This is a genomic window from Microlunatus soli (assembly GCF_900105385.1).
Lineage (GTDB): Bacteria > Actinomycetota > Actinomycetes > Propionibacteriales > Propionibacteriaceae > Microlunatus > Microlunatus soli.
Genome location: NZ_LT629772.1, coordinates 4,242,124 through 4,265,862, shown reverse-complemented (window position 1 = coordinate 4,265,862; position 23,739 = coordinate 4,242,124). Strand labels below are relative to the sequence as shown.

Sequence of the window (23,739 nt, the reverse complement as noted above, 5' to 3'; positions counted from 1 at the left end):
CGACGAGCGGTGGCACCACGACTGCTCGGCCGTTGGTTCGGGAGGTGTGGCAACGGTGGACTCGATCGCGCGGGTCGTGGTCAACGGCGAATTGCGGTCACTCGACGGCCCGGCACACCAACATGCGCTGGACTTCCTCCGCGGTTGCGGGTGGACCGGGTGCAAGGAAGGGTGCGCGGAGGGCGAGTGCGGAGCGTGTGCCGTGCTGGTGGCGCGACCGGACGGAGATCGGAGCCGCTGGACCGCGGTCAACGCCTGCCTGCTGCCTGCTGCCGCCCTCGACGGCCAGGAAGTGATCACCGCCGAAGGTCTCGGCACGGTCGACGATCTCCACCCGGTGCAGCGCGAACTGGCCGTCCGCGGCGGGTCCCAATGCGGCTACTGCACGCCCGGCTTCGTCTGCAGCATGGCGGCGGAGTACTACCGCCCCGATCGGATCGCCGCCGATGCAGCGACCGACCCAGAGCACGGCCCGAACGGCTTCGACCTGCACGCGCTGTCGGGCAACCTGTGTCGCTGCACCGGTTATCGACCGATCCGCGACGCCGCCTACGCCCTCGGTGTACCGCCGGCCGACGACCTGATCGGCAACCGGCAGCGGCGGCCGGCGGCGGGACCGGCAGCCACCGATCTGACCGGCCCGTACGGTCGGTTCCGTCGGCCGCACGATCTCGCCGAGACATTGCAGATCCTGCACGACGAGCCGGACACTGTGCCGGTCGCCGGCTCGACCGACTGGGGTGTCGAGGTGAACCTGCGGGGCCGGCGGGCCGCGTCGGTGGTCGCGATCGACCGGCTCGAGGAGCTCCGCCGGATCGACTGGACGACCGATCACGTACGGCTCGGTGCGGCACTCACCCTCTCCGAGCTGGAACGCTCGCTGGCCAGCCGCATCCCGCTGCTGGATCAGCTGTTTGGGCAGTTCGCCTCGCGGCTGGTCCGCAACACCGCGACCCTCGGCGGCAATCTCGGCACCGGGTCACCGATCGGCGATGCGGCGCCGGCCCTGCTCGCGCTGGACGCGACCCTGCTGCTCGCCTCGACCGACGGCGAACGCGCGGTCCGACTGGCCGAATACTTCACCGGCTATCGGACGTCGGTGCGCCACCCGGACGAGTTGATCACGGCGGTCCGGATCCCGCTCCCGATGCCCGGGCTGACCGCGTTCCACAAGATCGCCAAGCGCCGCTTCGACGACATCTCCAGTGTCGCGATCGGCTCCGCGTTCATGATCACCGACGGCATCATCGCCGACGCCCGGATCGGTCTCGGCGGCGTGGCCGCCACCCCGTTGCGGGCGACCGCGACCGAGGACGTCCTGCGGGGACGGCCGTGGGCGCCGTCCACCATCACCGAGGCCGCGGAGATGCTCGGCAGCGAAGGCAGTCCGCTGGATGATCATCGGGCCAGCGCCCGCTACCGCAGGGCGATGCTGGGCACTGCACTGCATCGCCTGTGGCACGAGCATTCCGCGGAGGCGGCGCGATGACCACCGTGGCCCAACGGCCCGCCGACGCCGTCGTCGGCACCCCGATCCCGCACGAGAGCGCTGCCCTGCACGTCACCGGCACCGCGCTCTACACCGACGATCTGATCAACGCCACGCCGCACCCGTTGCACGGATATCCGGTCCAGTCGTCGCACGCGCACGCCCGGATCATCGGGCTGCGGACGGCGCCGGCCACCGCAGTGCCCGGCGTGGTCCGGGTGCTCACCGCAGCCGATGTGCCCGGGATCAACGATTCCGGCAGCAAGCACGACGAGCCGCTGTTCCCGACCGACGAGGTGATGTATCACGGCCAGCCGGTCTGTTGGGTGCTCGGCGAGACCCTCGAGTCGGCTCGGCTCGGGGCCGCCGCGGTGCAGGTCGACTACGAACCGTTGCCGGCATTGGTCACCGTGGCCGACGCGATCACGGCGGAGAGCTTCCACGGGGATCGGCCGACGATGTCTCGCGGCGACCTCGGCATCGGCTTCGACTCGGCGGCGCAGGTGATCGACGGGGTGACCGAGTGCGCCGGTCAGGAGCACTTCTATCTGGAGACCCAGGCCGCACTGGCCATGATCGACGACGGCGGCCAGGTCTTCGTCCAGGCCAGCACCCAGCATCCGACGGAGACCCAGGACATCGTCGCCCACGTGCTGGGACTGTCTGCCCACCGGGTCACCGTCCAGTGCCTGCGGATGGGCGGCGGGTTCGGCGGCAAGGAGATGCAGCCGCACGGCTTCGCCGCGGTGGCCGCGCTCGGAGCCACGCTCACCGGCCGCCCGACCCGGATCCGGTTGCCGCGCCATCTGGACATCACCATCACCGGCAAGCGGCACGGGTTCCACGCCGCCTGGCGGGCCGGTTTCGACGAGGACGGCCGGATCGTGGCACTGGACGTCACACTGACCGCCGACGGCGGCTGGAGCCTCGACCTGTCCGAGCCGGTGCTGGCTCGGGCGATGTGTCATGTCGACAACGCCTACTGGATCCCGAACATCGTGATCCGCGGCCGGATCGCCAAGTGTCACAAGACCTCGCAGACCGCGTTCCGCGGATTCGGTGGCCCACAAGGGATGTTGGTGATCGAGGACATCCTCGGTCGGATCGCACCCCGGCTGCGGATCAGCGCTCGCGAGCTCCGTCGCCGCAACTTCTACCGGCCGGGCCAGCCGACCCCGTACGGGCAGCAGGTCCGGCATGCCGAGCGACTGTCGACGGCCTGGCAGCAACTCACCGACATCGCCGAGGTCGAACGCCGGGAGTCCGAGATCGCCGCCTTCAACGCCGATCATGATCAGCGCAAACGCGGGCTGGCGATGACACCGGTGAAGTTCGGCATCTCGTTCAACCTGACGGCCTTCAACCAGGCCGGTGCACTGGTGATCGTCTACAAGGACGGTTCGGTGTTGATCAACCACGGCGGCACCGAAATGGGTCAGGGGCTGCACACCAAGATGTTGCAGGTCGCCGCGACCGCGCTCGGGGTGCCGCTGGACGCCGTACGGCTGGCACCGACCCGGACCGACAAGGTGCCGAACACCTCGGCCACCGCCGCCAGCTCCGGCTCCGACCTGAACGGCGCCGCGGTCCAGAACGCCTGTCGGCAGATCATCGACCGGCTGGCCGCGGTCGCTGCGCCGCTGCTCGATGTGCCTGCCGATGAGGTCCGCTTCGACCACGGCATCGTCACCGCGGCCGGCGCCGAGCGGCAGCTGGCCTGGTCCGAGCTGGTCGGCGCCGCCTACCGGCAACGGGTCCAGCTGTCGGCGGCCGGCTTCTACCGGACCGAGGGGCTGCACTGGGATGCGTCGGTGATGCAGGGCGAACCGTTCAAGTATTTCGCCTACGGTGTGGCCGCCTCCGAGGTCGAGGTCAGTCGGTTCGACGGCTCCTATCGATTGCGCCGGGTGGACATCGTGCACGACGTCGGCGACTCACTGTCGCCGCTGGTCGATCTCGGCCAGATCGAGGGCGGCTTCGTCCAGGGCGTCGGCTGGCTGACCATCGAGGACCTGCGCTGGGACACCGGCAACGGCCCGGACCGCGGCCGGCTCACGACGCGGGCCGCCAGCACCTACAAGCTGCCGAGCTTTTCCGAACTACCGCCGATCTTCAACGTCAGCCTGCTGGACAACGCCCACGAGGACGGCGCGGTCTACGGTTCCAAGGCGGTGGGTGAGCCGCCGCTGATGCTGGCCTTCTCGGTACGAGAGGCGCTGCGGCAGGCGGTCGCCGCCTTCGGTCCGCCGGATCGGCCGGTCGAACTCGCCTCACCGGCCACCCCGGAACAGGTGTACTGGGCGATCGAGCGGTGCCGATCATGACCTGGCTGTCCGACGTCGCCAAGGCCAGGGAACGCCGCCAACCGGCTGTCCTGGTCACGCAGATCGCCCGCCGCGGACACGCACCGCGGGAGGCCGGTGCCAAGATGCTGGTCACCGCCGACGACGTCCGCGGCACCATCGGAGGCGGCAATCTGGAACAGACCGCCGTCGTCCGGGCCCGGGAACTGATCCGTGACCGAGCAGCCACCCCGGAACTGCTCGGGCTGCGCTTGAACGACAAGGTCCGCACCGAGCACGGCCGGCAGTGTTGTGGAGGTGAGGTGACCATCCTGCTCGAACCGCTGCCGGTCCCGTTGGCGATCGCGATCTTCGGGCTCGGACATGTCGGGATCGAGCTGGCCAGAATCCTGTCCCGGCAGGACTGCGACCTGTATCTGACCGACTCCCGGCCGGAACAGCTTGATCAACTCGACATGCTGCAGCCGGCCGAGGCGACGATCCACGCCCGCCAGCGGCTGCTGGGTGAACAGGTGCTGTCCGAGCTGCCGGCCGACAGTCACGTGTTGATCATGACCCATGATCATGCCGAGGACGCGCATCTGTGCGATGCGGCGCTACGGCGCACCGACCTGGCCTCGATCGGGATGATCGGATCGGTGGCCAAGTGGTCACGGATCAGGTCGGCGTTGATCGCCGACGGCCATCCGCCGGCTCTGGTCGAGACGATCCGGTGCCCGATCGGACTGACCGAACTGCCCGGCAAGTCCCCGGCGATGATCGCGGTCAGTGTCGCGGCGGAGCTGCTGCTGCAGACCCAGCAGCAGGAGACCACTTCATGATCATCTACCGCGCGCGGATCTTCGACACCCCGCGGGATCCGTTCGACGGTGGGGAGCTGCGGGTCGAGACCGACGGTGGGCTGCTGGTCGAGGACGGCAAGATCATCGAGCGCGGTGACTTCACCGGTCTGCGGGCGCGGCACCGTGAGGTCGAGGTGGTGACGCTGACCGACGGCGTGTTGCTGCCAGGCCTGGTCGACACCCATGTGCACTATCCGCAGGTGCGGGTGATCGGTCAGCTCGGCAAACCGTTGCTGTCCTGGCTGGAGGAGGACATCCTGCCCGAGGAGGTGCGGCTCGGCGCCGACGGCTATGCCAGCGAGGTCGCCGAGGAGTTCCTCACCGGTCTGATCGGCAGCGGGACCACCAGTGCGCTGGTCTTCGGCTCCCATTTCGCTGCGGCGACCGACATCCTGTTCGCCGCCGCTGCCCGGCGCGGGCTGCGGATGACGGCCGGCCTGGTGACCAGCGACCGCCACCTGCCCGAGCCGCTGCTGACAACGCCCGAACGGTGCTACGCCGACGCCTCGGCGTTGATCGAACGGTGGCACGGTGTCGGACGGCTGCGCTACGCCGTCACCCCGCGGTTCGCCTACTCCGCCGGCGAGTCGATGTTGGAAGCCGCGACCCAGTTGATCAAGGAGGATGACGGGGTCTGGTGCACCTCGCACCTGAACGAGAACGTCGACGAGATCGCCGCGGTCGCCAAGCTGTTCGGTGCGGCACGGGACTATCTCGACTGCTATGACCGAGCCGGACTCCTCGGCGGGAGGACTGTGCTCGCACACAACGTCCATCCCACCGATCGTGAGCTGGATCGGCTGGCCGCGACGCGGACGGTGATCGCCCACTGCCCCACCTCGAACGCGTCGCTGGCCAGCGGTTCGTTCCCCTGGCGCCGGCATCGTGATCATGGTGTCCGGGTCGCGCTCGGCACCGACGTCGGAGGTGGCACCGGCTTCTCGTTGTTCAAGGAGGCGCTGCAGGCCTACTTCACCCAGCGGCTCCGCCCCGACGGGCTGCCGCTCGGATCGGCGCACCTGTTACACCTGGCCACCGCCGCCGGGGCCGATGCCCTCGGCCTGGCCGACCAGGTCGGTGACCTGTCGGTCGGCAAGCAGTTCGATGCCGTCTGGTTGCGGCCGCCCGCCGGTCAGCCGCTCGCCGTCGGCCTCCGGCATGCGCGCGATGATCATGACGCGCTGGCCAGGATCTTTGCCCTCGGCACCCCCGCCGACATCGCCGGTGTCTGGATCGGCGGAACCCTCGTCCACCCGATCACCGGATCCTGACCCCGTCGAAGGGACCGCAGCACAGGGTCCTGAGCCCCGTCGAAGGACCGGTTTCCGCCCTTCGACAAGCTCAGCGGCCTTCAGTCGAGCTTGGCCCAGTCCGGTCCGGTCTCGCCCAGGCTTTCGTCCAGCTTGGGAAACAACGGGGTCGGCTTGGTCAGCGGGGTGCCCGGGGTGATCGGCGTCGACTCCCAGCGAGCCTGCTCGCCGGCGTAGTCCCCCATCAGCACCGGATAGTCCGGGCCGTCGGCCTCGCTGACCGTACGGATCTCGGGCTGTGCGGCCCAGACGCCGTCCCGGCCGATCGCCTCGTGCACCTTCTGGGCGGCGTGCGGCAGGAACGGGGTCAGCAGGGTGTTGGCATCGGAGACCACCTGCAGAGCGGTGTGCAGCACGGTGTCCCGACGTTCGGGCTGATCCTTCAGCTTCCACGGTTCGGTGTTGCTGATGTAGGCGTTGGCGGCCGAGACCACCTTCATCGCCTCACCCATCGCTTGCTTGAACCGACTGCGCTGCAGCAGCTTGCCGACCCGGGAGAAGGCGTTCCGGGACAGGCTCAGCAGTTCATGATCAACATCACGCTGGTCGTTCGCCTCCGGCACCGCACCGACCTGCTTGTGCGCCATCGACACCGAACGGTTGACCAGATTGCCCCACTCGTTGGCCAACTCGAAGTTGGTGCGCCGGACGAACTCCGACCAGGTGAAGTCGGTGTCCTGGTTCTCCGGGCCCGCGACGGCGATGAAGTAGCGCAGCGCGTCCGGTCCGAAATCGCGCAGGAAGTCGCCGACGTAGATCACCTGTCCGCGACTGGTGGAGAATTTCGATCCGCTCATGGTCAGGAACTCACTCGACACCACTTCGTCGGGCAGGTTCAGCTTGCCGAACGGTCCAACCTGGCCACCGAGATCACCTTCGCCGTTCTGGCCGAGCAGGATCGCCGGCCAGATCACCGAATGGAAGACGATGTTGTCCTTGCCCATGAAGTAGTAGCCCTTGGCGTCGGGATCCAGCCACCACTGCTTCCAGGCGTCCGGGTCACCGATCCGCTGTGCCCATTCGATCGATGCCGACAGGTAGCCGATCACGGCGTCGAACCAGACGTAGATCCGCTTCATCGGCTGGTCACGCCAACCGTCCAACGGCACCGGCACACCCCAGTCCAGATCACGGGTGATCGCCCGCGGCTTGAGGTCGGCCAGCAGGTTGTGCGAGAACCGCAGCACGTTGGGCCGCCACTCGGTCTTGGTGCCCAGCCACTTCTCCATCGCACCGGCCAACGACGGCAGGTCGAGGAAGAAGTGCTCGGTCTCGACGAACTTCGGCGTCTCGCCGTTGATCTTGGAGCGCGGGTTGATCAGATCGATCGGGTCGAGCTGGTTGCCGCAGTTGTCGCACTGGTCGCCGCGGGCGCTGTCGTAGCCGCAGATCGGACAGGTGCCCTCGATGTAGCGGTCCGGCAGGGTCCGACCGGTGGACGGGCTGATCGCACCCATCGCCTTCTTCGGCACCACGTAGCCGTTCTTGAACAGCGCGGTGAACAGGTCCTGCACCACACGATAGTGATTGCGGGTGGTGGTTCGGGTGAACAGGTCGTAGGACAGCCCCAGTCCCTGCAGATCTTTGGTGATCACGCCGTTGTACTTGTCGGCCAACTCGCGCGCGGTCATCCCCTCGGCCTCGGCCTGGACCGAGATCGGCGTCCCGTGCTCGTCGGTCCCGGAAACCATCAGCACGTCATGGCCGGACATCCTCATGTAGCGGGAGAAGACGTCGGAGGGGACCCCGAAACCCGAGACGTGACCGATATGCCGCGGCCCGTTGGCATAGGGCCAGGCCACCGACGTCAACACACGAGAACTCATGGGTTCACCCTAACCGCCAGCCGAACCGAGCCGAACCGAGGAGGCGACCACGCTGTCCATCCGCCTCAAAGCACCGTTTTGGCGACCGGGGTGACCGGCCCGGGGGTGCGGGGGTCGCCCCCCGCCTCAAAGCAACGGCGTGATGAGCCGGCTGGCGCCTTCCTTGATCCGCCCGACCAGCGGGCGGCGATAGAGCTGATCATGGTGGAAGTCGCGGCACTTCAGCAGGTCCTCGGCGTAGATCCCGGCCAGCGTACGGCCGAGTTCGGCGTCGTAGATGAAGGCGTTCACCTCGAAGTTCAGCCGGAAGCTGCGGTGGTCGAAGTTGGCGGTGCCGACCGAGGCCAGTTCGTCGTCGATCAGCAACGTCTTGGCGTGCAGGAAGCCGCCCGCGTAGATGTGCACGTGGGCGCCGAGGGCGGCCAGCTCGTCGGCGTAGGAAAGGGTCGCCGGATAGACCAGCGGATGGTCCGGCTTGTCCGGGATCATCAGGTGCACCTCGACGCCGGACAGTGCCGCGATCTTCAGCGCGTCGAACATCGCGGCGTCCGGCATGAAGTACGGCGTCTGGATCTTGATCGAGGTGTTCGCCTCACTGATCGCCTTCAGATAGCCGTACTTGATCCATTCCCAGTCCGAGTCCGGACCGCTGGAGACGATCTGCATCGCCACGCTGCCGGCCGGCTCGGTCCGGGCCGGGAAGTAGCGCGGCTCGTGGCCGACCCGCCGACTCTCCGGTGCGGCCACGTTCCAGTCCATCAGGAACCTGGTCTGCAGCGAATCGACCGCGCTGCCCTCGATCCGCAGATGGGTGTCGCGCCACGGGCCGAACCGCTTGGTCGGCATCACGTACTCGTCGCCCACGTTGTAGCCGCCGACATAGCCGACCCGGCCGTCGATCACGGCGATCTTGCGGTGAGTGCGGAAATTGACCCGGAAGTTGATCGGCCCGAAGTTGTTGGGGAAGAAGGAGTAGACCTCGCCGCCGGCGGCGAGCAGCCGTTTGACGGCCCGCCCCCTGGTCTTGCGTCCGCCGTAGGCATCGAAGCAGAGCCGTACGGTGACGCCGGCCTCGGCGCGTTCGACCAGGGCGTCCAGCACCCGCTGCCCGATCGCGTCCGGCCGGAAGATGTAGTAGAGGATGTGGATGTGATCGGTGGCGGCCCGGATGTCACTGATCAGGTCGCTGAACTTGTCCGGCCCGTTCTGGTAGACCTGCACGGCGTTGTCGTCGCTGAGGGAGGCGATGTCGTCGTTCATCAGCAGGGTGATCAGCTCGATGTTGCGGCGGGTCACCTCGTTGGCGAATTCGAATCGATCGCGGGCGATCTGGGCCCGTTGTCGCGGTCCCTGCGGGCGCATCCCCACCTCGGAACCGTCCAGCAGCTTGAAGATCCGACGATGTGAGATCCGGCGTCCGATGAACAGATACAACACGAAGCCGATCACCGGGATCAGGGTGAGGACGAGGATCCAGGCCCACAGTGATGCCGAGTCGCGGCGTTCCAGGAACAGGGTGATGATCGCGACCACGATGTTGATCAACAGGATGATCGCGATGACCAGCCCGCCGATGTTCAACACACTGTCGGCCGTCACGCCGTTACCCCTCCACGATCATCTCGACGGTGGAATCTCCCCGACCACCACCGGCGGTCATCGTCTCACGGTCACCCTGCCCCGAGCGCGGCATACCCGGGCTTGATCACGTCCTCGATCAATCGGAGCCGATCGGGATGGGGGTAGAACGCGCTCTTCGCGGCGTTGATGGTGAGCCATCTCACGTAGTCCAGGTCGTAGTCGAAGGCCGCCGCCAGCGCCGCGAACTCCTTGGTCATCGTGGTGTCGCTCATCAGCCGGTTGTCGGTGTTCACCGTGACCCGGAAGCCGAGTCTGGCCAGGGTGCCGATCGGGTGCTCGGCCACCGACCGAGCGGCACCGGTCTGCACGTTGGACGACGGGCACATCTCCAACGGGACCCGCAGGTTGCGGATGTAGCCGGCCAGATCACCGACCGTGGCACCGTCGGCGGTCACCTCGATGTCGTCGATCAGCCGGACGCCGTGGCCGAGACGGTTGGCGCCGCACAGCTGCACCGCCTCCCAGATCGAGGGCAGCCCGAACGCCTCGCCGGCGTGGATGGTGATGTAGCCGTTGTTCCGCTTGATGTGGTCGAAGGCAGCCAGCTGACGGGTGGGTGGGTAGCCGGCCTCGGCACCGGCGATGTCGAAGCCGGCGACGCCGTCCTTGCGATGCCGGACGGCGAGTTCGGCGATCTCGGTGGCGCTGGATGCATGCCGCATCGCGATCAACAGCTGCCGCGCAATGATCGGGTGCCCGTCGTCGGCCGCCTCGGCCATCCCGTCGGCCAAACCTTCGGTGACCGCGTCCACGGCTTCGTCCAGCGTCAGCCCGGCCCGCAGATGCTGCTCCGGCGCCCACCGCGACTCGACGTAGACCACGCCGTCGGCAGCCAGATCGAGCACCATCTCCGCCGCCACCCGGCGCAGTGCTGACGGTGTCTGCATCACCGCGGTGGTGTGATCGAAGGTCTCCAGATAACGCACCAGTGAACCGGAATCGGCCGACTCGGCGAACCAGTGCCGCAGCGACTCCGCGTCGGCGGCCGGCAGCTGGTGCCCGACCTCCGCGGCCAGCTCGACGATCGTCTGCGGCCGCAGCCCGCCATCCAGATGATCATGAAGGAGGACTTTCGGTGCCTGCCGGAGGATCTCGGTCGCGATAGCCACGTCAGTGATCCTACGCAACCGCGAAGAACGCGACAGCACTTGACGGTGCCGGCCGCCTGTCGCCCGGGTAGGCCTCAGTGCTGCTGCGTTCTTCGCGCTTCGAGCGCCAGCCGGATCCACCCGATGACCCATGCAGGATCATCCCGCACGTGCGCCCAGGTGAAATTGAGCACGAGGTAGCCCGCGAGCTCCAACTCGTTGCGTCGGCGGCGGTCGAGCTCGAACGCGTCGTGATCGCTGTGGAAGTCGTAGCCGTCGAACTCCACGATCACCCGCTGCCGTCGAAACAACACATCGACAGACCAACTCCGCGTCCGGGTCGATACTGGGCTGTTGGTCGTCCAGCCGGTGAGGTGGTGTTTGCGGAACAGTCGGTGACCAGCACGCTCCAGCTCCGACCACGGCCTGTCCCGCGAATCCTGCAGCAGCCGCCGTCGCTCGTTGTTCCCGGCTCGTTGGGGCATGGTTGCGAACGCGTCCCACATCTCCTGCAGTGACGCCATCCGCGATCGGAGCGCGCGGTCGATGACGTCGCCGCCGACGTCGGGGATGAGCTCGACGGCCGTGTAGGCCGGGCAGGTTTTCGGCACCCCACCGGCCCGAGCCAGGAATTCCGGCGGAACGCGGGCACGCATGACCGGCCAGTTCTTCTGGGGTCGCGGGCACCCGCCTGGCCGGACGAGGCTGATCTGATCATTGATGCACTCCGGCCAGAAGGTCAGTCGCGCCGCCGCATAGCGTGTCAGGGAGGCGTCGGGACCGGCCCAGGACAGACCTGCCAGCACCCGAACATTCCAATCCTTCTCCTGCTCCGGCCGACACAAGTGGCCGGGGAGCAGGCTGACGAGTCGGCCGCTGCCGCGCAGCCGGTCGAGCTGATGGATCAGTTGTGGATGGTCTCGTCGACGGACCACTCCGCCACCGGCGCGGATCGCTTCCTCGATGTCTGCGTTCACACCTTCACACTGGGAAGATTGCTCACCACCTGTTCGAGCTGTGGACAGCGCCGAGAACGCACCAGCGCTGTGGACAACCTCCCCCGTTTCCGGCGGGGTGGGTGTCAGTGATGCTGCATAATCAGCGGTCGCGCAGGTCGGTGGCGTCGAAGGCGTCGGGGAGCACCTCGGTCATCGGTTTGATGCCGGACGGGGTGGCGAGCAGGCAGTCCGGGCCGCCGTTCTCCCAGAGCAGTTGGCGGCAGCGGCCGCAGGGCATCAGCGGCGCACCCGCACGATCCACGCAGGCGACGGCGACCAGGCGGCCGCCGCCGGTGGCGTGCAGCGATGAGACCAGCCCGCATTCGGCGCAGAGGGTCACGCCGTAGCCGGCGTTCTCGACGTTGCAGCCGACCAGCAGCCGGCCGTCGTCGACCAGGCCGGCCACGCCGACCGGGAAGTGCGAGTAGGGCACGTAGGCCCGCCGGCTCACCTGATGAGCCGCCGTGCGCAGCGCGTCCCAGTCGATCGTCACGGCACCGTCAGTCATCCGGGCTCTCCTACTTCTCGTACGGTTGACCGTCGGCGGCCGGCGCTCGGACCCGACCGATCAGACCGGCCACCGCGATCACGGTCGCGACGTAGGGCAGGATCAGCAGGAACTGACTCGGCACCGGTGTGCTGAGGGTCTGCAGCTGGGACGACATCTGGGTGACGAAACCGAACAAGAGCGCCATGATCGCCGCCCAGCCCGGATGCCAGCGGCCCATGATCACCGCCGCCAGCGCGACGAAGCCGTTGCCGACGGTGAGTTCCTTGGAGAAGGAGCCGGTGGCGCCGAGGGTGAAGAACGCCCCGCCGAGTCCGGCGAAGACGCCGCCGGCCAGGACGGCCGACCAGCGGATCCCGATCACCCCGATGCCCACGGTGTCGGCGGCCTTGGGATGTTCGCCGACCGCACGGACCCGCAGCCCCCAGGTCGTCTTGTAGAGCAGGATCCAGACCAGCAGCACACTGATCCCGGCCAGATAGGCCAGGATGCTTTGATTGAACAGGATCGGGCCCAGGAACGGAATCTTGGACAGCCCCGGGATCGCGATCGCCTGGAACACCGGCGCGCTGTTCAGGGTGGCGTTCTGCGGCTTCACCAACTGATCGAAGACGAAGCCGGTGACACCGGTCGCGAGCAGGTTGAGGACGACACCGAGCACCACCTGGTTGACCAGGTACTTGATCGAGAACACGGCCAGCAGCGCGGCCATCGCCACGCCGGCGACGATTGCGGCGATCAGCGCGGCGGGAATCGACTGGGTGACCGATCCGACCACCACGGCGGCCAGCGCGGCGGTCAGGAACTGGCCCTCGATCGCGACGTTGATCACGCCGGCCCGCTCACACAGCACACCGGCCAGCGCGCCGAGCACCAACGGAGTGGCGAGTTCCAGGCTGCCGGCGAACTGGTTCGACACCGGGAACGGCAGGTCCCGGCCCGCTGCGGCCCAGGTCAGGAAGCCGAGCACGAAGGCGACGCCGCCGACGGCGCCGGCCACGCCTTCCCAGCGGCGGGGCAACCGGCCGGAGAAGAAGCCGACCGCGGCCGCCAGGCAGAGGATCGTGCAGATGATCACCGTGGCCGGTCCCGGGACGGCCACCGTCGGCAACTGGACCGCGGCGAAGGCGTCGGACAGCGCGAACCGTGCACTGCCGCTGGTGCTGAAGGTCAGCGCGAAGAGCAGCACCGCGACCAGGGCGATCAGCGCACCGGTGGTCAGCCGCTGGCGCCGGACGGCAGCAGGTTCGAGCTCGACGCTGGTCTCCACCCGGGTCGTCTCGGGTGCGGGAGCGGTCATGACAGCGATCCTGTCGAGGTCGGGACGCCGGTCCGCAACCGGCGTTCGCGGAGGAACGGAAGCAGCCGGCCGACCAGCGCCGGTGCCGCGACGAACAGCACGATCAACGCCTGCAGCACGGTGGTCAGGGTGAGCGGGGTCTGGGCCTGGCTCTGCATCGCCAGCCCGCCGGTGTGCAGCGCGCCGAACAGCAGCCCGGCGAGCACCACACCGACCGGCCGGGACCGGCCGAGCAGGGCGACGGTCACCGCGTCGAAGCCGACGGTGCCGACGATGCCGGCCGACAGCGGCACCGGCGTGCCGCTGACGCTGGGTGACAGGGCGGCGTCGACACCCGCAAGACCGGCCAACGCACCGGCCAGCGTCATCGCGATCACCGTCGACCAACTGACGCTCATCCCGGCGGTCGCGGCGGCGTTCGGGTTGCTGCCGACGGCCTTCAGTGCGAAGCCGATGGTGGACTTCTCCAGGATCCACCAGACCGCCACCGCCGCCAGCAGCGCGATCACGAATCCCAGATGGAGTTGGGAACCGGCCAGTCGCGGGAAGGTGGCGTTCCAGTCCACGACCGGAGAGATCGGGTCGGCCCGTCCCGGCCGTCGGAAGGCCGTCGTGGTCAGCAAGTAGGCCAGCATCCCGGAAGCGACGTAGTTGAGCATGATCGTCACGATCACCTCGTGCGCACCCGTCCGAGCCTTCAGGAAGCCGACGATGCCGCCCCAGATGCCACCGGCCAACACCCCGGCGAGGATGGCCAGGATCAGGTGCAGCCCGGGCGGCAGGTGCAGCGCGAAGCCGATGTAGGCCGCGAACACCGCGCCCCAGATCGCCTGACCCTGGGCACCGATGTTGATCAAGCCGGTCCGGAAGGCCAGCGCGACGCCGAGCCCGGCCAGGATCAACGGCGCCGCCTGCGAGGTCGATTCGGTGATCGCCTGCCAACCACCGAAAGCGCCCTTCAACAAGGCGAAGTAGGCTCCTCCGACCTTGTCCGCCGACGCTTGCAGCGCGTCGCCCGGACGGCCGAAGAAGTAGCTGAACTTCGCCATCACGTCCGGGTCGGAGACGATCATCAGGATCGCGCCGATCAGCAGCGCCAGCACGAACGCTGCGATGGTGGTCCAGATGTCGGCCCAGGGCAGCCGCCGCCACCAGTTGAATCGACCGCGCCCGGTCCGCTTCGGGAGCTCGGCGCTGCCGTCCCGATCCGGCTGCGTCACGTGACCACTCCTTCGGACTCACCGCTCTGTTCGATGGTCAACGTCTCGGCGCTCTGCCGTGCCTCGTCTGCCGATACCCCGGCCATCATCAGGCCGAGCACCTCGCGGGAGGTGTTCGGTGGCACGATGCCGACGATCTTGCCGCGATACATCACAGCCACCCGGTCGGCCAGCGCGGCGACCTCGTCGAGTTCTGTGGAGATGATCACCACCGCAGTCCCCCGGTCCCGCTCCTCCACCAGTCGCTGATGCAGGAACTCGATCGCGCCCACGTCGACCCCGCGGGTCGGCTGGCTGGCGATCAACACCGCCAGCGGTCGGGACATCTCCCGGGCCAGCACGACCTTCTGCTGGTTGCCGCCGGACAGCGACGACACCGGGGTGTCGATGGACTGGGTCCTGATGTCGAACTCGGCCGTACGTTCCCGGGCGCTGTCGGCGATCACCTGCGACTGCAGCGCCAGGCCGCGGGCGTACGGCGCACTGTGGTAGCTGTTCAGCACCAGGTTCTCCGCCACCGAGTAGCTGCCGACGAAGCCGTCGTGCTGCCGGTCCTCCGGCACGTAGCCGAGGCCGAGCTCGATCCGTCTGCTGGTCGGCAACCGGTTCAGCGGCCGGTCGTCCAGATAGGCCCGGCCACGGCTGATCGGCTCGGTGCCGACCAGTGCCTCGGCCAGCTCGGACTGCCCGTTACCTTGCACACCGGCGATGCAGACGATCTCTCCGCCGGCGACCTCCAGGTCGAGATCATCGACGACGACCGAACCGTTCGGCGCGGCGACGGTCAGTCCCTCCAGCCGGAGCCGGACGTCGCCGACCTCCCTCTGTTCCTTGGACACCAGCAGGCTGACCTCGTGGCCGACCATCATCTCGGCCAGTTTGGCCTCGCTGTCGGATGGGTCGGCCTGACCGACCACCGCGCCACGCCGGATCACGGTGATCTTGTCCGCGATCGCCTTCACCTCCCGCAGCTTGTGGGTGATGAAGACGATCGCCTTGCCCTCGTCCCGCAGCGCCCGCATCACCGCGATCAGCTCGTCGATCTCCTGCGGCGTCAATACGGCGGTCGGCTCGTCGAAGATCAGATACTCCGCGTCGTTGGCCAGGGCCTTCAGGATCTCCACCCGCTGCTGCACCCCGACCGGCAGATCCTCCACCTTGGCGTCCGGGTCGACCCGCAGGCCGTAGCGTTCGGAAAGCTCGCGGACCCGGCGCCGAGCCCTTGCCAGGTTGAGGAAACCGCCGCGGGAGGTCTCCCGGCCCAAGATCATGTTCTCCGCGACGGAGAACACGTCGACCAGCATGAAGTGCTGATGCACCATCCCGATGCCGGCCTCGATCGCCTGCTTCGGGCCGGCGAACTGACGCGGCACCCCGTCCACCACGATCTCACCCTCGTCGGGCTGCAGCAGCCCGTACAGGATGTTCATCAGGGTGGACTTGCCGGCACCGTTCTCGCCCAGCAGACAGTGGATCTCACCGGGTCGGACAGCCAGGTCGACGGCGTCGTTCGCGACCAGGCTGCCGAACCGCTTGGTGACTCCGCGCAGTTCCAGACCGACCGGGTCGGTTGCGGGATCGGACATCAGTTTCGTCACCCGTCGGTCAGGACTCCGGCTGGGACTTCGACGTGATCTTGATCTTGCCCGAGATGATGTCGCCCTTGATCGTGTCCAGCTCGGACTTGGTGTCGGCCGACACCTTGCCGTCGAACTGGTGGAACGGCGCCAGCCCGGTGCCGTCGTCCTCCAGCGTGCCCAGGTACGGTTCCTGGCTGAACTTCTTGTCGTGCGACGCGACGATCGCGTTCTGCACCGCCAGGTCCATCGCCTTGTAGACGCTGCTGATGATGTTCGAGCAGTAGTTGGCGGCACTGACACAACCGTCGGTGTCGACCCAGATCGTGTTCACCTTGCCGCCACTGGCCTTGGCCGCCTGCAACGCGCCCTCACCGGACGGCCCGGCCACCGGCAGCACGATGTCGGCACCCTGGCTGATCAGGTTGGTGGCCACCTGCTTGCCACCGGAGATGTTGTCGAAGCCGTCCTCGCCGGGCACGAACTGACCGTCCTGCTTGGCGGCGTTCCAGCCCAGCACCTGGACCTTCTTGCCCTTCTGCTTGTTGTAGTAGTCCACACCTTGGGCGAACCCGTCCATGAAGATCGTCACGGTCGGGATCTTGGCCCCACCGAAGGTGCCGACCTTGCCGGTCTTGGTCATCGACGCCGCCAGGTAACCGCCCATGAAGGAGGATTCGGCGGTGTTGAACACCAGCGGCTTGAGGTTCTTGGCTGCGGCGAAGTCGGGCCGGTTGTCATCGACGATGGCGAAGTCGATGTCCGGGTTGGCCTTGGCCGACGCCAGGATCGCGTCACTCAGTTTGAACCCGACACCAACGATGATCGAACACTTCGCGCTCACCATCGACTGCACGTTCTTGGCGTAGTCGGCGTCGGAGTGCGACTCGACCTGGGCGGTCTCGATGCCGAGCTTCTTCTTGGCGTCGGTCATGCCCTTGTACGAGGTCTGGTTGAAGGACTTGTCGTCGAAGCCGCCGGAGTCCGACACCATGCAGGCCTTGAACGAGGAGGCCTCGCCGCCCGCCGCGCTGGAGGCGCCGCCCGACGCCGCGGCACTGGAGTTCGAGCCCGGCTCGGTGCCCGGCGGCTTCGCGCAGCCTGCCAGTCCGAAGACCAGCGCGCTCGCGGCGGCCAGCACGGCCATTCCGCTCTTCGCGCCGACCGACCTGTTCACTCCGCCGACAAACAGGGACTTCTTCACTGATCCTCCTCAGGACCCCGGGATCTTCCGGGCTGCACCGACTCCCGGACCAACTTTTCATGGTGTGTTACCTCCGGGCAAGCGGAACTGTAACCCGATCCGGCGTCCTTCGTCGCAGTCCCGGTGGGGTCGGCGACCGCCGACACGCGTTCGTTACGCGATGGTGTCCGGAGCCCCCGGGCGAAGGTCGCCGCTGCAGAGCCGGCCGAACACCGACACCCCTGCGCTGATGGCTCGTTCGTCGGGATCGAAGCGTGGCTGGTGGATGTCGAAGACCTCGGCCGGGTCGGCGTCGGCGGGGCGGACGCCGAGCCGGGCCATCGCGCCGGGCACCTGCTGCAGCATCCAGGAGAAGTCCTCACCGCCGAGCGACTGCTCGGTCACTCCGACGGCATCGCGGCCGAGCACCGCGCTGGCCGCTTCGGTGAGCCGGCGGACACCGTCGGCGTGGTTGACCGTCGGCGGCACGCCGGGTGTGACGGTGACGTCGGCGGTGGCGCCGAACGGCTCGGCGATCTGGGCGATCAAGCTCGGCAACTGCCGTTGGGCGTCGGTCCAGCCGCTGACCTGCAGCGACCGGACGGTGCCCTCCAGTTCGCCGAATTCGGGGATCGCATTGGCCGCTGTTCCGGCGTTGATCCGTCCCCAGACCAGCGAGCTGCCACCACGCGGATCGATCCGCCGGGACAGCAGCATCGGCGCCTCGACGGCGATCTGAGCCAGCGCGCCGACCAGGTCGACGGTCAGGTGCGGTCGCGACGTGTGCCCGCCGGCGCCGCTGAGCCGGACCAGGATCCGGTCGGTGGCGGAGGTGATCGGCCCGGTCCGCAACGCGATCCGGCCGACCTCGGTGCGCGGATCGCAGTGCAGCGCGTAGACCTCGTCCAGGCCGTCCAGGGCGCCGGCCTCGATGGTCATCGGGGCGCCACCGGGGTTGGCCTCCTCGGCGGGTTGGAAGATCAGCCGAACGCCCTTGGTCAGCAGGTCCGGCCGGCGGGCGAACAGCAGGCCGGTGCCGAGCAGGACCGTGGTGTGCACGTCGTGGCCGCAGGCGTGACAGACGCCCGGGTTCACCGACCGGTACGGCACGTCCTTGCCGTCGGCGATCGGCAGCGCGTCGATGTCGGCCCGGAGTCCGATCATCGGCCGATCGGTTCCGCCGTCGTCACCGCCGGGGACGATGTCGCAGAGCACGCCGGTGCCGGACGGCAGCCGTCGTGGCTGCAGCCCGGCCGCGGACAACGCGTCGATGATCTTGCCGGTGGTCCGGTGTTCGGCATAGCCGAGCTCGGGGTGACTGTGCAGGTCTCGCCGGAAGGCGATCAACTCTGCTTCGAGCGCGGCCACCTCGGAGTTGATCATGGCGGTCGGATCGGCAGCAGTTGACACCTGCTCAGTCTGACACGTCCTCAGAACCGGTCGGTCGGCTGGTAACTGCCCCAGACGCCGCGCAGCACGTCGCACACCTCACCGACGGTCGCCAGCGCGCGCAGAGCCTCCTTCATCGGATACAGCACGTTGGCCTCGGTGCGGGCCGCCTGCCGGAGTTGATCAAGAGACGAATCGACCGCGGACTGATCACGACGGGCACGGAGTGCGGCCAGCCGATCGACCTGCTGCTGCTCGATCCGCGGATCGACCCGCAACGGCTCGTAGTCGTCCTCGGTGTCCAGGCCGAACTTGTTCACGCCGACCACGATCCGTTCACCGGAGTCGATCTGCTGGGCGTTGGCGTACGCGGTCTGCTCGATCTCGCTCTTCTGGAAGTTCTCCTCGATCGCGGCCACCGCGCCGCCGCGTTCGTCGACGGCCTGCATCAGCCGCAGCACCTCGGCTTCAAGATCATCGGTGAGCGATTCGATCACGTACGAGCCGGCGAACGGGTCGACGGTCTTGGTGACGTCGGACTCGTAGGCGATCACCTGCTGGGTCCGCAGCGCGAGCCGGGCCGCCTTCTGGGTCGGCAACGCGATCGCCTCGTCGAAGGAGTTGGTGTGCAGCGACTGGGTGCCGCCGAGGACCGCCGCCAACGCCTGCACCGCGACCCGGACCATGTTCACCTCCGGCTGCTGCGCGGTCAGCTGGACACCGGCGGTCTGGGTGTGGAATCGCAGCATCATCGACTTCGGATCCCTTGCTCCGAAGCGATCCCGCATCACCGACGCCCAGATCCGGCGGGCCGCCCGGAACTTCGCCACCTCCTCCAGCAATGTGGTACGGGAGACGAAGAAGAACGAGAGCCGGGGCGCGAAGTCGTCCACCGCCAGCCCGGCGGCGATCGCCGCTTCGACGTAGGCGATCCCGTCGGCCAGGGTGAAGGCGATCTCCTGTGCGGGATGGGCGCCGGCCTCGGCCATGTGATAGCCGGAGATCGAGATGGTGTTCCACTTCGGCAGCTCGGAACGGCAGTAACCGAAGGTGTCGCTGACCAGCCGCAGACTCGGCTCCGGCGGGAAGATGTAGGTGCCGCGGGCGATGTACTCCTTGAGCACATCGTTCTGGATGGTGCCGGTCAGCCGGGCCGGGTCGACACCTTGTTCCTCGGCGACCAGCTGGTAGAGCAGCAACAACACCGCAGCCGGTGCGTTGATCGTCATCGAGGTGGACACCTCGCCCAACGGGATCCGGTCGAACAGCACCCGCATGTCGTCCAGGCTGTCGATCGCCACGCCGACCTTGCCGACCTCACCGTGTGCCAGTGGTGCGTCGGAGTCGAAGCCCATCTGGGTCGGCAGATCGAAGGCGACCGACAGACCCATCGTGCCGTTGTCGATCAACTCGCGGTAGCGCTGGTTGGATTCCTTGGCGGTGCCGAAACCGGCGTACTGCCGCATCGTCCACGGCCGCGAGGTGTACATCCCGGGGTAGACACCGCGGGTGTAGGGGAACTCGCCCGGCTCACCGATCCGTTCCGGCTCACCGGCGATGTCGGATGCTCGGTAGAGGTGTTTGAACGGCGTACCGGACTCGGTCTCGCTCACGGGCTCCTCCTCACCTGATGTCCGGCCAGCCACACTACCGGTGTCCGGAAATGGAAAAGTCCGCACAACACGGAGGATGCGCGGACCTTCCCAACCGGCCCTCGGGGGTTTGGCCGGTGTTCTGGGATCCGGGACAGGGCGGCGTTCGACGGTGCCCTGACCGAGACGCCCTGACCAAGACGTCGACGATCGTATCGTGCGGACCCCTGTTCGAGCACATCGGGCAGTTGGGCAGATCGGGCGTTTTCGCTGTCCCTGAACGGCTCCGGCGATGATCACGAGACGCTGCGGATGAGCTGTTCGGCGGATCGGAGGATCTGCCAGGTCTCGCCCTGCCAGTCCGGTTCCTGGCCGCGGTAGGGACCGGTGGCCAACGAGATCGCGATCGCTGCGGCCCGCAGTCTGAGCTCGACCGGATCAACCCGGCGGTCGAAGACCGGCAGCCACTCGGTGATCAGATGTTGCACCCGCATCGCCTGGTCCTGGTTCATCCGTTGCACGGTCGCCAGATGCGCGATCAGGCAACCAAGATCATCCGCACGGCGACCGGGCCCGATCGTGTCGATGTCCAGAATGCCGCTGATCCGACCCTGCCGAACGAACAACTGGGCCTCGTAGAAGTCGCCGTGGGTCGGCTCGTCGCCGACCGGGATCCCGGCCAGCCCGGTCCGGATCGCCCCGACCATCTCGTTCAGCATCGGCTGCGCCGACGGCAGCGCCGAGCCGACCATCGTCGCGTACTGCTGCACCGCGTCGGCCCACGGCCGATGCCGTTCCAGGGTGGCCACGGCCGGCGGCATCGCGTCCAGCAGTCCGATCAGATCCTCGGCCGCAACCGGCGGCACCCGGTCGAACAACGCCACTGCCAACGGCCGGCCCGGCAGCTCGCCCAACACCAGCAGATGATCATCGGTCGCCGCCGCGATCGGCGGTGCCGGCAGACCGGCCTGCAGCAGCAGCCGGTGCCGGTCCAGGACGGCGCCGAAATTCTGCCCGCGCAGCACCTTGACGAACAGCACGTCCGCGCCGGGACTGCCACCGGTCGGTGGTCGGGCGACCGTTGCCTTGACGACCGCCCGGCGGCGCGGCCGATAGCCGATCATCTCCAACTCGACCTGGTCGGCACTCACCCGCCGGCCCAAGGTGCCGCGTTCGGTCAGCAACCGCGCGAACCGGTCCGGATACGCCGCGGTCGGCAGACCAGGCAGATCCGGGTCGTCGGGATACAGCCACACCGCGACCTCCCGCGAGCCGTCACCGAAGATCACCGCCCGTTCGTCGGAGCGACTGCGACCCTCGGCCCGCGCGCTGGCGCCGATCAACTCCTGCCGCCGTCCGAACGGCCAGTCCACCACGGCGTGATAGGTGGCAGTGGTGCTGCGCTGCGGATTGGCGTCCACGTGGTCCAGCTGCCAGGACACCAGCGTGCCGCCGCTGTGCCGAACCGCGGCCGCCAGCACCTCGGCGGCCTCGGCCGAGGTGAGCAGTTCGGAACCGTCGCGGTCACCAGAACCGGGAACGGCTCGAACAGGATCGGACATGCTGGCACGATAGCGGCGTGGAAGCTGCCCTGGGCATATCGACGCTGGCCGCGGCCGTGATCGCGGTGACCGCCGTGGCCGGACGACTGCGCTTGCCGGCCCCGCTGGTGCTGATGGTCGTCGGCATCGCGGCGTCGTTCATACCGTGGATCCCTGAGATCCATCTGACCCCGGAACTGGTGCTGCTCGGTCTGCTGCCGCCGCTGCTGTACGCGACCGCGATCCGTTCCTCGGTGGTCGACTTCCGGGCCCAGGCGGCCACCATCGGGTTGTTGTCGGTCGGCATGGTGGTGGTCACCGCACTCGGCGTCGGGCTGCTGGTCTGGCTGTTGCTGCCGATCCCGTTCGCCGCGGCGTTCGCCTTCGGCGCGGTGATCGCGCCGCCGGACGCGGTGGCCGCGACCTCGGTCGCCCGCCGGGTCGGTCTGCCCCGCCGCCTGGTCACCCTGCTGGAGGGCGAGTCGCTGTTCAACGACGCGACCGCGATCACCTGCCTGCGGGTCGGCATCCTCACCCTGGGTGCCGGCGTCAGCGTCGCCGAAGTCGGGCTGGCCTTCCTGGTCGCCGCCGGCGGCGGGGTGCTGATCGGCCTGCTGGTGGCCTGGCTCGCCGGCCTGCTCCGCCGTCGGATCACCTCGCCCGCACTGGACAACGCGATCTCGCTGCTGCTGCCGTTCGTGGCCTATCTGCCGGCCGAGGAACTCGGGGTCGGCCACTTCCACGCCTCGGGTGTGATCGCGGTCGTGACCGCGGGCCTGATCATCGGACACAAGGCTCCGGTCGTCCAGACCGCACAGTCCCGGCTCAGCGAGCGGATGAACTGGACGACGATCCAGTTCGTCCTGGAGAACGCGGTGTTCCTGCTGATCGGCCTGCAGGCACGCTGGATCCTGGCCGACCTGATCGCCACCGATCTCGCCGTCGGGACCGTGATCGCGGTCTGCGCGGCCGCGCTCGGTGGAGCGATCCTGATCAGGATGGCGATGGTCTGGGTGTTCCGACTGACGCTGCTCCGCCGCGACGGCGGTCAGTCCCGCGCCGGAGCGGCCGAAACCATGATCATCGGCTGGGCCGGGATGCGCGGCGTGGTGACGCTGGCGGCGGCGTTCGTGTTGCCGGAGTCGATCCGCTATCGCCCGGTGCTGGTGTTCGCCGCCATGGTGGTGACCGCCGGATCCCTGCTGCTGCAGGGATTGACGCTGCCGGCGTTGGCCCGGCGGACCGGGCTGCGCGGTCCGGACGCCCGGGAGGATGCGCTGCAGGCGGCGTCGGTGCTGCAGAAGAGTTCGCGCGCAGCACTCAGTCGGCTGGACGAGATCACCGAGGACACCGACTCGGCCGAGACGCTGCTGCAACTACGGGAACGGATCAGCCAACGGACCAACGCGATCTGGGAACGCCTCGGCGCCAGCAGCGACGTCGAGACCCCGGCGGAGGAATATCGTCGGCTCCGGCTGGCGACGTTGCAGACCGAACGGGAGACCGTGCTGCGGATCCGCGCGCACGGCAAGATCGACCACGAGGTGATCGACGACGTCCTCTACTCCCTCGATGTCGAGGAATCGATGTTGACGGTGTTGGCCGAGCAGAGTGACGATGTCGCCGTGGACGAACCGCTGACCGCACCGGATCGGATCGCCGCCGGCTGTGAACACCTCGCCGAGGCACCCTCGGTGATCAAGCCCGACGGACCGGGCTACTGCCTGGACTGCGAACGGGAAGGCACCCGGACGGTCCATCTGCGGCTGTGTCTGACCTGCGGCAACGTCGGCTGCTGTGACTCCTCACCGGCGCAGCACTCCCGCCGGCACTGGAAGCAGACCGGTCACGTGGTGATGCGCAGCTTCGAGCAGGGCGAGAGCTGGCGCTGGTGCTTCGTCGACGAGCGGCTCGGCTGAGCTCGGTCGAGCC

Annotated in this window: 17 protein-coding genes; 5 read left to right on the top strand and 12 right to left on the bottom strand. The window is 68.1% G+C overall.

The window, feature by feature from the left end; all coding sequences use genetic code 11:
- Positions 1-55 precede the first annotated feature (55 nt).
- Genes BLU38_RS19495 through guaD form a run of 4 tightly spaced genes read left to right on the top strand, consistent with a single transcriptional unit; the run spans position 56 to position 5,905 of the window.
- Positions 56-1,489: a xanthine dehydrogenase small subunit gene (locus BLU38_RS19495; protein WP_231919940.1), complete on the top strand. Its 1,434-nt coding sequence runs from the start codon at positions 56-58 to the stop codon at positions 1,487-1,489.
- On the top strand, positions 1,486-3,813 hold the full coding sequence (gene xdhB / locus BLU38_RS19490) for a xanthine dehydrogenase molybdopterin binding subunit (RefSeq protein WP_091527109.1): 2,328 nt from the start codon (positions 1,486-1,488) through the stop codon (positions 3,811-3,813). Before BLU38_RS19495 ends, xdhB begins: the two co-directional genes overlap by 4 nt.
- Positions 3,810-4,613, top strand: a complete 804-nt coding sequence (gene xdhC / locus BLU38_RS19485) for a xanthine dehydrogenase accessory protein XdhC (protein ID WP_091532795.1) — start codon at positions 3,810-3,812, stop codon at positions 4,611-4,613. Before xdhB ends, xdhC begins: the two co-directional genes overlap by 4 nt.
- A complete protein-coding gene (guaD, locus tag BLU38_RS19480; protein WP_091527108.1) occupies positions 4,610-5,905 on the top strand; it encodes a guanine deaminase in 1,296 nt (431 codons plus the stop codon). Before xdhC ends, guaD begins: the two co-directional genes overlap by 4 nt.
- An 80-nt stretch (positions 5,906-5,985) precedes the next feature.
- Here guaD and metG read toward each other — a convergent pair whose 3' ends face one another.
- From metG to BLU38_RS19420, 12 genes are all read right to left on the bottom strand, one after another.
- The gene (gene metG, locus BLU38_RS19475; RefSeq protein WP_091527107.1) at positions 5,986-7,770 is read right to left on the bottom strand and encodes a methionine--tRNA ligase; all 1,785 of its coding nucleotides are present in this window, start codon (positions 7,768-7,770) and stop codon (positions 5,986-5,988) included.
- A 126-nt stretch (positions 7,771-7,896) separates the two neighbouring features.
- Positions 7,897-9,369: a cardiolipin synthase gene (gene cls / locus BLU38_RS19470; RefSeq protein WP_091527106.1), complete on the bottom strand. Its 1,473-nt coding sequence runs from the start codon at positions 9,367-9,369 to the stop codon at positions 7,897-7,899.
- A 71-nt stretch (positions 9,370-9,440) separates the two neighbouring features.
- Positions 9,441-10,529, bottom strand: coding sequence for an adenosine deaminase (locus BLU38_RS19465; RefSeq protein WP_331715085.1), 1,089 nt, complete (start codon positions 10,527-10,529; stop codon positions 9,441-9,443).
- A 65-nt stretch (positions 10,530-10,594) separates the two neighbouring features.
- Entirely contained in the window at positions 10,595-11,476 is an 882-nt protein-coding gene (locus BLU38_RS19460; protein WP_091527104.1) for an endonuclease domain-containing protein, read from the bottom strand.
- Positions 11,477-11,597: 121 nt separating this feature from the next.
- Entirely contained in the window at positions 11,598-11,990 is a 393-nt protein-coding gene (locus BLU38_RS19455; protein ID WP_197680243.1) for a cytidine deaminase, read from the bottom strand.
- Positions 11,991-12,015: 25 nt separating this feature from the next.
- Complete coding sequence (locus BLU38_RS19450) at positions 12,016-13,305, bottom strand: ABC transporter permease (protein WP_091527102.1); 1,290 nt, start codon at positions 13,303-13,305, stop codon at positions 12,016-12,018.
- Positions 13,302-14,525, bottom strand: a complete 1,224-nt coding sequence (locus tag BLU38_RS19445; protein WP_231919938.1) for an ABC transporter permease — start codon at positions 14,523-14,525, stop codon at positions 13,302-13,304. Before BLU38_RS19445 ends, BLU38_RS19450 begins: the two co-directional genes overlap by 4 nt.
- Entirely contained in the window at positions 14,522-16,111 is a 1,590-nt protein-coding gene (locus BLU38_RS19440) for an ABC transporter ATP-binding protein (protein WP_091532791.1), read from the bottom strand. Before BLU38_RS19440 ends, BLU38_RS19445 begins: the two co-directional genes overlap by 4 nt.
- A 19-nt stretch (positions 16,112-16,130) precedes the next feature.
- Entirely contained in the window at positions 16,131-17,249 is a 1,119-nt protein-coding gene (locus BLU38_RS19435; protein ID WP_157683911.1) for a BMP family lipoprotein, read from the bottom strand.
- A gap of 210 nt (positions 17,250-17,459) precedes the next feature.
- On the bottom strand, positions 17,460-18,695 hold the full coding sequence (locus BLU38_RS19430) for an amidohydrolase (RefSeq protein WP_231919937.1): 1,236 nt from the start codon (positions 18,693-18,695) through the stop codon (positions 17,460-17,462).
- Positions 18,696-18,715: 20 nt separating this feature from the next.
- Complete coding sequence (locus BLU38_RS19425) at positions 18,716-20,287, bottom strand: acyl-CoA mutase large subunit family protein (RefSeq protein WP_091527101.1); 1,572 nt, start codon at positions 20,285-20,287, stop codon at positions 18,716-18,718.
- A 275-nt stretch (positions 20,288-20,562) separates the two neighbouring features.
- Positions 20,563-21,828 carry a phosphotransferase gene (locus tag BLU38_RS19420; protein ID WP_091527100.1) on the bottom strand — a complete coding sequence of 422 codons (1,266 nt, stop codon included), beginning with the start codon at positions 21,826-21,828 and terminating at the stop codon, positions 20,563-20,565.
- Between the two features lie 17 nt (positions 21,829-21,845).
- Between BLU38_RS19420 and BLU38_RS19415 the strand changes: the two genes are divergently transcribed.
- A complete protein-coding gene (locus tag BLU38_RS19415; RefSeq protein ID WP_091527099.1) occupies positions 21,846-23,726 on the top strand; it encodes a Na+/H+ antiporter in 1,881 nt (626 codons plus the stop codon).
- Positions 23,727-23,739 lie beyond the last annotated feature (13 nt).

Excerpts from the sequence above, each read along its gene's own strand:
- xdhB (WP_091527109.1), top strand. The coding sequence starts at position 1,486 with ATGACCACCGTGGCCCAACGGCCCGCCGACGCCGTCGTCGGCACCCCG.
- xdhC (WP_091532795.1), top strand. The coding sequence starts at position 3,810 with ATGACCTGGCTGTCCGACGTCGCCAAGGCCAGGGAACGCCGCCAACCG.
- guaD (WP_091527108.1), top strand. The coding sequence starts at position 4,610 with ATGATCATCTACCGCGCGCGGATCTTCGACACCCCGCGGGATCCGTTC.
- metG (WP_091527107.1), bottom strand. The coding sequence starts at position 7,770 with ATGAGTTCTCGTGTGTTGACGTCGGTGGCCTGGCCCTATGCCAACGGG.
- BLU38_RS19450 (WP_091527102.1), bottom strand. The coding sequence starts at position 13,305 with ATGACCGCTCCCGCACCCGAGACGACCCGGGTGGAGACCAGCGTCGAG.
- BLU38_RS19440 (WP_091532791.1), bottom strand. The coding sequence starts at position 16,111 with ATGTCCGATCCCGCAACCGACCCGGTCGGTCTGGAACTGCGCGGAGTC.
- BLU38_RS19435 (WP_157683911.1), bottom strand. The coding sequence starts at position 17,249 with ATGGCCGTGCTGGCCGCCGCGAGCGCGCTGGTCTTCGGACTGGCAGGC.
- BLU38_RS19420 (WP_091527100.1), bottom strand. The coding sequence starts at position 21,828 with ATGTCCGATCCTGTTCGAGCCGTTCCCGGTTCTGGTGACCGCGACGGT.